3 protein-coding genes are annotated in these 15,193 nt (G+C 39.4%); all 3 read left to right on the top strand.

Going from position 1 to position 15,193, the window contains the following annotated elements:
* The first annotated feature begins 10 nt into the window (after window positions 1-10).
* The 3 genes from VF06_RS15135 to VF06_RS15145 all read left to right on the top strand — a co-directional run bounded on the left by VF06_RS15135 (window position 11) and on the right by VF06_RS15145 (window position 15,043).
* On the top strand, window positions 11-5,257 hold the full coding sequence (locus tag VF06_RS15135; protein WP_099066486.1) for a hypothetical protein: 5,247 nt from the start codon (window positions 11-13) through the stop codon (window positions 5,255-5,257).
* Between the two features lie 3 nt (window positions 5,258-5,260).
* Window positions 5,261-14,236, top strand: a complete 8,976-nt coding sequence (locus VF06_RS15140) for a hypothetical protein (protein ID WP_099066487.1) — start codon at window positions 5,261-5,263, stop codon at window positions 14,234-14,236.
* Window positions 14,237-14,620: 384 nt separating this feature from the next.
* The gene (locus tag VF06_RS15145) at window positions 14,621-15,043 is read left to right on the top strand and encodes a surface-adhesin E family protein (RefSeq protein ID WP_099066488.1); all 423 of its coding nucleotides are present in this window, start codon (window positions 14,621-14,623) and stop codon (window positions 15,041-15,043) included.
* Window positions 15,044-15,193 lie beyond the last annotated feature (150 nt).

Genomic DNA, 15,193 nt, shown 5'->3' on the forward strand with positions numbered 1-15,193 from the left:
TAGGTAATTTATGCCATCAACTAGTTATTCAGAATCTAAACAGTCAGTATTAGATTCTGTGAAATGTAAAAAAGGTAAACCTTGCGGCGAAATTTGTATTCCTAAAACAAGTAAGTGTTCTATTGGAAATTCTAAATCATCTCGCCTCCAATCTCCTAAAAGTGAATCTGGAACTATTGTTGGTGGCGTCGCTATTGGGTCTACATTGGGAGCAGCGGCAATTGCCGCAGGATTGGGCACTTATGGAGCAGCGAGATTACATCAAGTAAGAGAAAACTATCGAAACAATTTTGCTGTAAGTGCAGTTCGCGCTGAAGTTGAATCAAGAAATGTTAAAGCTCCAATTTTTGGTAAAGATACTAAAACAGCAATTTTAACTGTTGGTGGATTCGGTACTAAAGATGCTTACTCTGAAAGTGAAGTTTTAAAGAAAAATATTGAATCGTTAGGCATCAAAGGACTTTATGTAGAGCCTCAATCTTATGCTGAATTTAACGTCCCAACTCGACCAGTAGATAAAGAGACTACAAAAAAAGCTTCCGAAGAAGCTAAAAATTTGTTTATCAAAACAGTTTTTGAAACGGGGTATAATCCTACTGCTGTAAGCGTAGCTGCCAAAATAATTGCTTATAAAAAAGCTAATCCAGACAAAGAATATCAATTAATGGGTCATTCTGGTGGTGGGTTAGTAGTGCAAGAAGCTCATGAAATTCTACATAAAGCAGGAATTAATATTAAAACTACAGCAATTGGATCTCCTGATGTTGGTTTAATTCCCGGTACTGGAGATTTAGTAACTGCAACTAGTAAACACGATAAAATTCTCAAGCTGTCTGGTGGACGCGGGGTAAATGGTAAAAGTTTTGATAATGTTCTAGACCACGGACAAAATTCTTATTTTGAAGATGCAGATTTCCGCAATTTTATTAAAAATAGATTAACCCCTACCCGACAAGATAGGTTGGATAAAGCAAATTGTAAAATTGGTAAAAATTGCGGTGATATCTGCATACCTAAAAAATCAGTATGTAAGTCAGAAAAACCTTCTACAGCTACAAATACAGCTAATAAATTAGCAATGACTTCTGCTATAGCAGCAGGGGCAGCTATTTTAGGCGTACCAACTGCCGCATATCTCGTGCAAAAAGCACGCTTCCAAGTGGGATTTTCTAAATCGGCAGATATGGCTAAAGAGCAAGCAAAAACTTATAAACTCCCAGACAAAGTATTTACAGGATTTCGGTCGATTGATGACCAGCAGTTACCGGGAAGTAGTGTTAAGTCTGGAGTTAAAAATATTGATACTGGTTCCGTTGCAGACCAAATAACTTTTTTTGCTGGTGGTATCGGAGCAGTAGGAGGACTAGAAGGAGATCATATCGGGCAGCAAATTAGTAAAATGCTACCAAATCATCATGTTGTTGCCGTTGAAACTCCAGAACAAGACGTTTCTTTTACTTCGGGCGATTCGGTTGCTAGCCCTCGGTTCCTGAAAAAAGCTGTATCAGCTTTACTAAAAGATAATATTACCAAAGGACGCAGTGAAATCGCCGTAAGAATTGCGTCCCGTGCCTATGCTTATCACCAAAAAAATCCCAATTTACCTATAAATTTAATTGGGCAGTCTGGTGGCGGAATGCCAGTCAGAGAGTCGGCAGAAATCTTAAAAAGAATGGGAGTTAAAGATATTAGAGTTGCTACAACAGGTAGTCCTTATTTTGGCTTGACTCCGCCAGTAGGTTTGAGTTTAGTCGATACTAAAAAAGACCCTGTAAATAAAATTTACGGCGCAACTATGCCGAATAAAACTCATGTTGATGCCGTTGGGCATTCGTTATACTTTTCAGAAAATCATTATAAATTAATTGAGAATGGTACTTGGAATCAACGAGTTTCCCAGAATATTTGGGAAGAAGCAGTTCCTAATAAAAACGTTCAAAAAGTTTTAGTTGATTATTTTGACCGCACTGCTAAATCTAATAACGCAAACAATATTGTAAATACTTCTAAAAAAGTAGCGAAGGACTCAGTTATTGATAGTAACATTTCCCAAGAAATACAAAAACAATTTGCTATTCTTTTATCTAGAAGTTATGGTAAGCCAATTATTAAAGTTGGTAGTATTAAAATATCTACAAATAATACTGTCACTGGATTAGCTCAAGATAATTCAGGAAAGCTTTTAAGCTTTACCTTTAAAGACGACAAACTTACTTACCAAGTAGCTAAAAATCTTACCAAGTTAGATACTGCTGACTATAGAGAAGACAAATCTGTAAAAAAAAAGTGCCGCAAAGGCATGAGTTGCGGCGATACTTGCATTGCCGCTAACGATACTTGTCGCTTGCAGGTTAACCAAATTGCAACTCCAACTGAAATAACAAGACTTAGGCAATCGATAGTTAAATTTAAACTCGCACAAAACCAAAATATTGTTCCAGCAACGCCCATACCAGATACGTCAGAGCAAATACCTATAAAATCAAAGTATATCGTTAATCCCCAAACCGGAGTTCCCTATACAATCCGCGAACTCAGAAAGCAGGCATCAGAGAAGAGAATTTACAACTACGGTTCCATGACTATCAAAGAGTTGCAAGGTGCTTTGCAGCTATACGACCAAAAACCAGAATCAAGAGACAGAATTGTTCGAGGGATTTCAAAACGTAAAGGATTTAGCACCAGAGCAATTGCGGCTGCTGGACTTTCTGGTAGGGGAACCCCATTAGAGCGTTCTACCAAGCGATCGCTCAAAAACACTGCGGATGTTTGGCGCAAGCTAGAGGCCCTAGCCAAATTTGCCAACACTTCTCCTGTTTCTTGGAGTGCTGCTGCCGTTGGTGCATTCCTCATCGGCAGAACTATTAAAGGTTACGAGCAGGCCAAACAAACCTACCGTGAAGGGTTCAATGAGTCGGCAAGGATGGCTGAAGAACAAGCTAGTAAACTTAACTTGCAACATCCATTGGAGCGTGATGGCGAACCTAGTTTGTTACCCAACGGTAAACCAAGGATGACTTCACGCATCAACCAAGACAATATTACCTTTGCTATTGGGTCTGGTAAAGGTTACGGTGCAGAAGAAATGAAATCTCTGCTGCAACGTGAAAAGAATGCGGACAATACCAAAGACTACTGGCTTACCCACAGCAATTATGTAATTCCTTTCAACCTCAAAGAGTTTGGTACGCCCCAGCCCCCAGGAGGTGGAGAACCAGGAATTGCTAGTACAGTGGTTAATGGTGTGGGTGGCATCATCCAAAATTTTGCTCGCAAGCGTAACCAAGATGCAGTTGATTTGGCTGCTTCGATTTACGCCCATGCGATCGCTGTTTCTCCCCAAGATGGTAAGACTCTAGTCAATAGAAACAAAAAAATCAACATAGTAGCCCACTGCAACGGAGGCTTGGTAACCAAAGAAGCTTTAGAAATTCTCTCCCGTATGGAACTCAAAGGCAGTCCCTCTGGAAAGAAAGTAATGGAGCAAGTGAACGCTGTTTATTTAGGAACTCCACATTTTGGATTCGCAGAAAATGTATCTCGCCGCCAGCGCACCATTATCAGCCCCCAAGACCCAATATCAATTCTCCCTACTTTTGGAGAAGGCGCAAGGCAACAATGGATTAGCTCTGTTACAGGCGGTTCTGCTAGGGATTATTTAACTGACGAACGAGTTAGGGATGCCATCCGAGAGGCTTTTGGATATTATCAAGGCTCTCCCGAAGAAGTAAGGCGCAGAATTGGAAAGCGCAAAGACTCAGCTAAAACCCCGCAATGTTCCACAGATACTAAAAACTGCGGCGAAATTTGTATTCCAAAAGCCAATACCTGTCACGTAAATACCGCAATTGCTGGTGCAACGATGGTAGCAGCGATTGGAACTGTGGGAGGTGCAGGTGCGATCGCTGCTATATATTTAGGTACTAAATCTGACGTTCCGTTACTTGCAGATAATCAGCTACAAATTGTCAATCAAAAATATCTCAACCAGTTAAAACCAGATGGTACTTCTCCGAAACAAGGAGCAATTGGTAAGGCTTTATTTGTTAAAGATGCCAGCAACAAAAGATTTGTTTTCAAAGAAGTGAGGCACAACTTCCATCTTTTAGAAGCGGCTTCAGAAGCTACTGCTTCTGACATTGCTCAAAAATCAAACATTAATATCAATAAAGTTTCTTTAATTCCAGCAAATCTTAAATCTCCATTAAAAACAGGATTTGCTGGAGCATCTTTGCACTCCGTCGTTCCCGGAAAAACACTAGCTGAATTAAAAACTAATTCAAATTCTGTTTTTGAAAATCTTAATATCAAGCAGCAGTCGGGCTTAACTCCAGCAATGCTTTCAAGTTTATCAAAACATTCAGACCTACCTAAAATCGCAGCATTTGATACTTTTATTGGCAATTGGGATAGGAAATCTGAAAATTTGATGTATGACTCTAAAACAAATTCATTTAACGGCATAGATAATGGATTAGCTTTCACGCGAAACCTAGTCTCAAAAACTCTAGATAATTTTAAAAATTTAGATGTTGGACAAATCAGTCTGTCAGAACGCAATGCTTTATCACAATACTTAAAAACTCTTAAAAAACTCCGCAGCGAACATACTGTTGATGAAATTAAAAGTAGGTACATTTCTTATTTCAAACATGAGAAAGGAGATTGGAATTTATTGAAAAGGTATTCAACAATTACAAACATAGAAAATAACTACAGAAGTACTGACAAATTGATTCAAGTTTTAGAACAAAAGTTGAATACATCTAAATTAGACTCGGAAGCTTATAGGTTAGAAAAAAAACTTATACATCTTGATTTTCTTAAAAAATGTAAAACTGGAAATCCCTGCGGTGATATTTGCTTGCCTGCTGGTCGTAAATGCCGGATTAAAGAATTCGATCGTAGGAAGCTATCTGTAAAACTCGGCAGAGGTGCTGTATCGCAAACTATTGGTGGTTTAGGTCAAGATTTAGAAAGGGCATATTTGAGAACATCTAAACTTGTTAGAGAAAAGCATCGTAATTTAACCAAAAAGCCACCTTTAACCACCAAAGAAAAAATCAAAGAAACTCTTGCCCATGAAGCAAAATTACTAGGTGTATTTTTAGGTCAAGGAACTGTTTCTAAAACTTTAAAAACAGTAGATGAAAAATTAATTGATTTTTCGGATTTTGTTGCTGAAACTCCTGAAAAGCTTGCAGATACAGTTGCAGAGGTTCAGAAAAAACTATCTAATTTAATTAATAAAAAGTAGTCTATGGCAGCATCAAGCAGTAATAGCAATAAAGTTCAAGTTGTCATCGAAGCTAAAGATGTTGCTACTGAAGTAGTGAAAAAAACTGGCATCTCCTTCAATAATTTAAATAAAGAAGCGACAGTACTTTCTAAATCTTTAACTGGGACTGGACAAGCGTTGCAATTTGTTATTAATTATGCTGATTTAACCAGAGTTAAACTTACTGATACTAGCGTAGCCATAATTGGTTTGGGCGTAGCAACCACTGGTGCTTTGGGGAGCGCAGTTTCCAAACTTATTGGCTTAACTTCAGTAGTCGGTAAAATCAAAGAAGGCATTCAATCACCGATTGGTCAAACTTTTATTGGACAAATACAGCAATCTGCTGAAAATGCCACTAAAGAGTTAGCACCTCTTAGTACTTTGCTCAAAGAAGTTAGTTCTGTTGGTGCTGGTATTGGTGCTGGGTTTGGACAAAAGCTATTTAATATTGATACTCGCAGCATTTCTCAGCAATTAAATGATGGTATTAACTTAGGAGTTGAACAAATTGCTGATAGAATTAGTAAGCCTTTAAAAGAAGCTTTAGGTATATCAAGTAAAGAAGTTCTGCAATTTGTTGGTAAAACGTTTCAAAGTCTAGATAAACAGATTTCTCGAAGTATTGTTGATACTACATTTGGATTAGCAATTGGTAAAGGCGCAACTCAAGATATTATTAAAAATATTGCCACTAACCCAGCGATCGCACAATATTCACCAGTTTTTCTTAAATCATTACTGAGCGGGTCTACAGCAGGTGCAGTTGATAGTTTACTATTAGGTATTTCTCAACAAATAAAAGGCACACAGTTTAGCCCAATTGCTGATTTATTAAAAAAATCAGGATTGGGAAAACAGATTGAATTATTAGCCAACATAAAAATCGATAAATTAGATGAAAAACAATTAGCCAAAATTAAAATTCAACAAAAAGTCTCTCAAGCTTTGGGTAAGGAAATTACTCCGGAACTTAGATTAGATCTTGATAGTGTTTTTAATCAATTAGATGCTCAAATAGCTAATTTCGTCATTGACCAAAAAATCGGACAAGTTTTAGGTAAAAATGTTTCTACGGGATTAATTAAAAGTATTTTACAAAATTCTGCTGTTAAAGGTGTGCTTTCATCTTCAATTCAAGACTTATTAAATGGTTCTTTTAGTGATGCTTTGTTGAAAGTCACCCAAAGAGGTATATCAGCACCATTAGGTAATCTGTTTAATTTAGCTAACACTTCTGTAGAGAATGTAGCTTATAACTCAGGCGTTCGATTAGCCAATCGCTTGTTTGACGGGCTAGACCCTGAAATCAAAAAACGTAACCAAAGAAGTCGTGAAATTTTAGGCGATACTTTTGATGGTGTAGGGGCAAAGTTTACCGCAGGTTTAGGACTTGGAACTAGCAATTTACCTTTATTAAGTAGTTCTAGGGGTGGCTTACTATCTGGAATTCTGAACGACCAAATTAAAAATCTAATTACTTCATTTGTTCCTGTTCCTGGAGTAGTTGTTGACCAATTATTAGATTTTGATGGTATTATTCAACAACTCTTTAAAGCAACTGGTCTTAAAGGTCAAATTCCTGGATTAAAACAGCTTGATGCAATTTTGGGTAAAGCCGTGGCGGCAAGCCTGGGTAAAGCCATTGATACACAATTACCTGTGCTTTTAGCTCCTTTGGTTGATAATGCTGCCAACTATGTAACTAAACGTTTTAAAGATGCAGGCAGTAATGCCATAGCTTCTGCGGCAACAGCGTTTTTACCTGGTTATTTGAAAAATGTTGTTAAAACTAGTTTGTTAGAAAGTGGAGCAGCAGGATTTGTATTTGATGCTTTACTGGAAAATCTTAAACCCGCAAACCTAAAATCTAATTTTGCTGCTTTAGATGGTGTGCTGGGAAATTTAAAAACTAATGTTAACGCTGGGTTGAAACTAACTGATACATTATTGCGGGGATTTAAAAGCGGCGTTGCAGGAATTCCTAATATTCTCGGAAATACTCAATCATTGATTAATTCTTTAGTAACTAGTGCAGATGTAGGATTAGCCGGATTAAAAGTAGATGCTATTGATTTTGTACTGAATTTCAACTATGGTATTGACCAAATATCTGCGAATATTGTTAATACCTTGCTCGATGCTTCCATTGCCCTTCAAAGCTTGAGAGGCACTACTGTTGGAGATAATATAATTGATGCTTTACAAGAAGGCATTCAAAAAGCTATTCAAGCAGTAGGGTTTTTGCAAGCAAAAATCAAAGCGATTGCCAACGCAAGTCTAGGCTTTACTATTGGTGGCATTGATAATGTTCGTAACTTTTTACAAGGGTTTAACAATTTTTCTCAAAATATAATTCCTAATATTAAATCTGGTATTACGAGCGTTTTTAACACAGTTAATTCTGGCATTGCAATTGCAAATAGAAACATTCAATCATTATTGATATCTGCATCTAGAGGAATAGATTCTATTAAATCTGCAATTCCTAGTATAGTTGCTCAAATTGCTAGTTCAATCAGTAGCTTAAGGACTTCTTTAGGGCAAGGATTTACTAACATAGATACGTTTTTAAATAGTCTTCAAACGTCTACTAGTTTTGGAACAACTTTTGCTACGCAAATACAATTTGTCCGTGATAGATTTACAGACTTAAAATTAATTGCAGATGCTAGTTTGTCATTTATTCAAACCAAAGTAGCAAGTTCAAGTGGATTATTTATTGATTTTGGTAACAAGCTACAAGGAGCCATCGCTGCGGTTTCTGCTTTTAGTAGTGGCACTGCAAGGAATATTCAGTCTGGATTAAGCGCTGGATTGCGTAATACTATTAATGCCATAGATACGGTTGTGCCCAGTGCAGTTAGAACTTTAACTGGACTGATTAATAGTGCTTTAGTCGGCATAGGTGCAAATGGTAGAGGCGGATTTGGTAAATTTTTTAATGAAGCTATTGATAGCGCTAGGGCGATTGTTACCAAGCTAACGCCAATTTTTAATACCGTTGTTACTTCACTAGAGACAACTTTTGGCAACGTCGTCAATTTTATCAGAAAAACCTTTGGCTCCATAGCAGGGGTAGTTGCAACAAACCTTGGCAAGATGATCGGCAATATTTTGAAAGTTGATTTGAACTTCACCGAACTTCCTCCGGGATTGGTTGAGAACATCGATAGATTGTTTGGTGGAGTTTTTTCCAATTTATTTGGTAGAATTGGGCAAAATGCTAATCGAGCTTTCCTAGCTGGATTTTTTGGTGCTGGATTTGAGCGCGTATCCCCCGCTATCGATGCAATTGATAAATCAGCTATCAGAATCTACAATACCCTTTCAACTCTCCCTAGTAAAATTGCTGCTCCGCTCAACACCATTGCTCAGTTTCCAGGTGCGATCGCTGGTTTTAATGAGCCACTGAAAGTATTCGGTTATTTACAAGATACAATTGCTGGATTTGCCAATGGTGTTTCTTCGGTAGTGGAGCGAGTTGCGTTTTTCAGTCAAGGGCTATCTTCGCTACAACAATTTGCCACAACTGGCCCCTTCAAAACTTTGATTGGGCAAAACATTGAATTGAGAGAACAGTTGCTTTCCACTCAATCATCTTTGGTTGCCACGTCTAAAATTTACAGTGGATTTACCGGACAACAAATAACAGACCCCAAAACCGCTATCCAATCACTAGAAGACCCAATCAAAACCGCAATTGATAAACTCAGAATAGAGTCTTTGGATTTAGTCGGGGTCACAAGTAAAGATTTGGTTCCTTTGTATCAGCAAATTGCTGGCCAAATTACAGGCATTGGTGGAAAACTCACAGATGCCAAAGATTTATCGTTGGATTTTGCAGCCAGTTTAGGTACTTTACAAATTCCCCTATATCAATCGCGACAAGAAATCGGCTCCATATTATCTGGAACCATTGACCAAAATTCAGTTTTGGCTAAAAGCCTGAATATCAGTAACGAACAAGTCAATAACTGGAAATCTCAAGGGCGATTAGTTGAGGAGTTGCGAAAAAAACTGGCTCCCTTCCGAGCTGGTAATGCGTTGGCTGCGGCGTCTTTTTCGGGTGTGATAAGTAATATTCAAGAAGTTTTTGATGAAATTGGTAGAAGGGCAGGGGAAAGGTTACTCGACCCATTAATCGAGCAAGTTACTAGTGTTTATGACTATTTAAAAGCCAACCAAGAACAGTTTGTCAGTTACTTCGGATTAATTAGCGACCAGATATTACGAGTTGGTTTAGCAGTAGTAGACGCAGGTAAAACCGTCTTTTCTTCAATTAGTGGCTTGATTGCAGAAGCACCATTATATTTATTCAAATCCTTAGCTAATGCCGCAGAAGCATTAGCGGGAGCAATTCGATTTGTAGCAGAAGCTTTGGGGCCTACTATCCGTTTCATGACGGAACTGGTAAAAGCAGCTGGCCCCTTGGGCGGCGTATTTTTGCAATCTTTTGTCACCGTCAAAGCTTTATCGGTAGGTGTGACAACATTAGGCGATGTTTTTGGAACTTTAACGCAACTGGTTCCAGGGCTTGGCGAAGTGATGTTTGCTTTGGATTTAAGAACCAATGGCGTAGCAAACCAATTCATTAATTTATCTAAAGTCCTTGGTACTGGTGGTGGTGGATTTTTGATTTTGGGTAAATACCTTAATGAAATACCGGGTGCGGCAGAGGCCGCGACGGTAGCTTTGGGGCCGTTGGGCGGACTACTCGTCGGATTTATTCCCACCGTTGCTAGTGTTGGCATTCAAGTTGCTGGTTTGATAACTTTATTTCCAGCAATAGGAGCATTTTTGAGCAATTTGCTTACCCTTACTCCAGCACTAATTACCGCGGCTGGTGCTTTCGTCTCCTCCAATATTTACCTTGCTCCTTTAGCGCCCCTATTCACCCAAGCTGCTAATGCGGTGGGATTATATGCCAATGCCACGGACAGAGTGCTGCTTGTTAACCAACAATTTGCGGCGGTTTTGAAGAACATTGGTACTGCGATCGCAGGACAGATACTCACTTTTGGTTTACTTGCTGGTGGTGCATATTTAGCGTTTCTGGCCTTCGATAAATTCGTGCTGCAAAACGAAACCGTTAAAGAGATTCTTTATGGTGTTATCCAAGGCTTGGGTTCTTTAGCGGATATGGTGAAAATAGCTTTTGGCAATCCTTTTGCTGTTGCTACTGCCGCCGTAGTCGGACTAACCGTGGCTATTAATCTAGGGTTGATTCCTTCAGTATCCAAATTGATTGCCACAACTTTAGCAGGGTGGGCAGTAAATTTAGCTGGAATTTTAGGAGGTTTGGCAACAACATTAAGTGCGCTGGGTTTTGTAGGGGTAGCTGCTTCTGCTTCTAGTGCTGCTGTTGGAGTCCGGGCATTGAGCATTGCCATGACCCAAGGTACTGTAGCATCTGCACAATTCTTGGCCACCAATGGCATCACCATCACTAGTTTATTTGGACTGACCGCGGCCACCGGGGGCGCGACTGTAGGACTTGCTACCTTTGCCACTGCCCTTTATACTGCGATCGCACCTCTACTACTGCTTGCTGCCCCACTAATTGCCCTTGCTGCTGCAATTGGGCTAATTGGTATTGGTTTATATTCTCTGCAACTCAAAGACGCCAATGAAGCTACAGAAATCCTCGGCGATCGCACCGCTAAATTATCAGAACAAGCTATTAAAACCGCCCGCGACTTGAAAAAAGCATCAGATATTCAAGCAGACGCCGACAAACGCGGAGTTAGACTCAGCGATGAGCAGTACAAAGCTAATCAAAAATTAGTCGCCCAAGCTAAAAATCAAAAAGCAGATTTATCTGCTCAACTTGCCGATTTACAAGACCAATTAAAAAATGTGAGAGGAGAAGCTAATAAAGCTAATATTCAATCACAAATTGACGAACTAAATGCCAGAATTAAATTAATTGATTCATTTGTTGGCAACATTAAAATTAAACCCAAAGACCTAGAACGTGTAGGTTCTGGCTACGAACAATTAGCCAAACAAGCCCAAGGTGCAGAAGAAGCAATCCTCAAGTCTTCTGGCGACTCTGCCATTTTCAAACAAAAAGCTGAGGAATTACTTGCTGCCACAGAAAAACAAGCCGAGGCAGGACAAATCAGTGCTGATGAAGCAATTCGCCGCTACAACTTAGTTGCTACAAATGCGTTCGCTTCCCAGGAACTTCAAGACAAAGCCCAACAGGCAATTACCGCAGCATTCAAACGTGAAAGCGATAAACGTATCGGCATTGTTCAAGCGCAACAAGCCGCTATATCTGCACAATTAGCTGTTGGTAAAGTTGAATATCAAGAAAATGCCAAAGCTATTTCAGACGCTCAAAATTCTCTATTAAAATCTCGTCTCGATGCTGAAAATGAAGCTCATCAAACTAAGCTCAAGCAAATTCAAAAAGAGTTTGACGACCAAACTTTTGTTAACAATGCACTCCTTAAACAAAAACAAGACGAAGCTACTAAATTATCTGCCCAAGGGCAAGATGCTTCTGCTCCATTAGCCGAAGCTGAGAAGCTAAAAGCTAAAATTATTCAAATCGAACAAGACAAAAATGCTGCGTTAAATTCAGAAAATACCAGAAATGCTAGAATTACTTCTGAATTGAGTTCTCAAATTGCCGAAAACGAAATATCGGCTAACTTGGTAGCTGCTGACTTGAGAATCAAAGTAAATAAAGGTATTATATCCCAAGAATTAGCAGCAGAAAAACAATTAACTTTCGCTAAAAAAGTTGAACTAGAAACTCAACTACGTAATACCAACGACAACTATGCCGAACGCCGTAAAATAATTGAGCGTGACTTTGCCAATACTACTAAATATTTAGAAGATGAAATAGCTAAAAAACAGTCTGAAGCAAGCAAAGCTCCTACGGATTCCCCAGCAGCTAAAGCAGCAGAGGCAGATATAGCAGCATTAAATACCAAGCTAGTCAACTCTAATAAAGCTAAAAATTCATCACTTTTATTACTAGAACAAAACCACAAAACCGAAGTTACAAAAATTAATGCAGACATCCAAAAAAACCAAGCAGAATCAGCAGATAGAGAAGCAGCTATTCAAATTAAGATTTTAGAACGCAACCAAAAGAAAGCCCTAGATGCAGTGCAATTGGCTCAGAACGAGCGCTTAATTCAAATCCAACAATTAGAAAATAAAGGCTTGCTTGACCACACCGAAGTCGAAGAAAAGAAAACCCAAGCAAGTAAAGCAAATATTGATGCTCAACTTAACGAAGAGCGCCTTAGACTCAAAGCTCTCCAGGCTTTACCCAAACCTAAAAATCAAGAAAAGGCAGCAGATTTTGATGCTTCAATTCGTGCATCCCAACTAAAAATTCAAGATTTAGTTAAGCAGTCGTTATCTGCTGAATTATCATTATATAAACAACATATTGAAGTTATCAAGGCCCAAATTAAAGATGAAGACAATATTAGAGAAACTCAATTAGAAAGCCAAGCAAGAAAAGGACTTGTAACCCAAGCTCAGGTAAATGAGGAACTAGCAAGGCGTAAAGTATCTGCCTTAGAAAAAGAATATAATCTAGAGACTAGGGATGCTTCTAAGAGAATAGAGTTAGCCTTAGCTATTGAAAAAGCTAAAACTGCTTTATTAGATGCTGAAATTAGAACTCGCCAAGAAAAATTAGAAGTTGAAAACCAGAAACTCAAAAACCAAATTGACGAGCAAAACCAATCAATCAAGCGTCAAGGTGACCTGTATCAAATCCTGACTAAAGCTATAGAACAGCGCAATAAACTACTAGAAATTAGTCGTGATTTAGCCAAAGCTGGAACTGATTTTGTGCTTGGCGAACTAGAAGTATTAAATTCTGTAGAGCGCAGTGAATATCGCCGTAAACAGTTAGCAGAAGTCACCGCTAGCATCAAGTTACAATCTCTCCGTCAACAACAAGAATACGAGCGCCAAAGCCTACTCAACCAAATCGAACAAAATAAATTAGCTCTAGAACAAGAAGCCATCCAAAACCGTATAAATCAGGGACAAAAACTAGCAGATATAGCAGGGGTCAAGGCAGACATCGCGGTGCTAGAAGCTGACCCCAGAAACCAATCGGTGGCAGGACAAGCCAAAATCAAAGCTTTGCAAATCAAGTTGCAATCAGAACTTGATGCTCTAGGATTTCTGCAACTTGAGGGCGGATTGATTGGGCAAAAATTTCAAGGGCAGCAAACCCAGGCTCAAGCCCAGCTGCAACAACTAGACCTCAAGCAAAACCTGGATACCTTAAAAGCCCGTGCCGAATTAGCTAACGCTCTACCTCCAGGTAAGCAACAACAAGCTCAAAGACAGCTACAGCAAGAAATTGCCCAATCTTTTGGACAACAAAATATCAGAGAATTTTACAACGCCGCGATCGCTCAATCTAGGGGAATAGCTGCTAAGGAATTTCCCATATCTTCCACGCCAGATATTTTAGCTGCCATCAGTCCAGACCTTGGGGGAATTTTAGATATGGTGGGAGGACAAGCAGCAACGGCGGCTATTACCGATGTAAGTAGGACATTTGATAAGCAATATGGTAGTACCGCAAACATCACGGGTGCTTTGACCACTGGTATTGCTAAAACACCATTGCAGACACCTTTAGAAGTACAGCGATCGCAGTCTTTAAACCAACAAATTCTGCAACAGGCAAACCAACCAATTTCCCTCACTTCAGGAGCATCTTTAAAGTTGCCTCCACCGAACGAACGAGGCGTGACCCTTTCTTTAGAAAGCTCTGGAAAGCTGTTTAAGGAAGGAGTTGATAAATTAGTTGATTATTTAAAACAACCGTTTAACAACAGTAATAATACTTACAATATCAAAATAGATGCTCCCGCACAAAATATTACTGCAACTGGTAACGGTAGTACGTCAAGCTTGGAAAAAGTGCTTGACTACGCAAAACAGATGGCTGGGGCTTATTGAGAAGGGCAGGAGGCGGAAGGCAGAGGGCAGGAGGCAGAGGGCAGAAGTTCCTAGCTTTTTTGGGTAAGTTTAGTACTTACACCAATGCGATATGCACTACTCAGTAGATTAAACTGAAGTTAGCAAGAAAGGCAGAGGGCAGAAGGGAATTCTGATTCCTGCCCTCTGCTACGACCGTTCGCGCAGCGTTCCCGCAGGGTAGGGAGTAAGGGTTTAAGCTCCACACCAAAATTTTTAATTTGGTGTCTTGCAATCAGTGTAGGTCTGTTCGCGTAGCGTCTCGTAGAGAAGCCTACACTGATTGCAAACCTTCTGCCTTCTGCCTTCTGCCTTCTGCCTTCTTCACTTTTCCACTTATCAAAAATGATTAAAACCTCAGTACTTATGTCTGTTATCGCTTGGAGCTTTTTTAGCTTTAGCGCTTGGGGACAACGTCCTCAAGAAAACAGATTTTTGGAAGTTGCTAACGGACAAAATGGAGATCGAGTCTACGTGCAACTTGATTCCATCAAAAAAAGGAATCGGTATGGTGAAAACAAAGTATATTTTTCTCAAATCACTTTATATGGGCAAATGCAGCTAAATAAATCAATTAAATCAAGTTCAAGTTATACAGCTGACTGCAACAATCAGACTTTGACCTTGCATAGATATGCTACATATGATGCCAGCAACAAGTTATTATTCAACGTTTATTATGGCACTCCTTCAACTCCCAATCCTCCTACACAGAAAGTAGCCACTGACACAGTTGGCTACGCATCTTGGCAATACGTTTGTAAACAGTCAAACGAAGGCAGAAGGTAGGAGGTAGAAGGAGGAAAAGCCACCCACAAGGGGGAGCCACTGCGGTGGACGGGTTTCCCGGCATAAAGCAAGTGGCGTCGGGGCTTGAACTCAACAAGCAGTTTTCTTCCCTTCTGCCCTCTGCCCTCTGCCTTTCTTTAGTAAAAAAGT

The organism is Nostoc linckia z4 (assembly GCF_002608075.1).
Taxonomy (GTDB): domain Bacteria; phylum Cyanobacteriota; class Cyanobacteriia; order Cyanobacteriales; family Nostocaceae; genus Nostoc; species Nostoc linckia.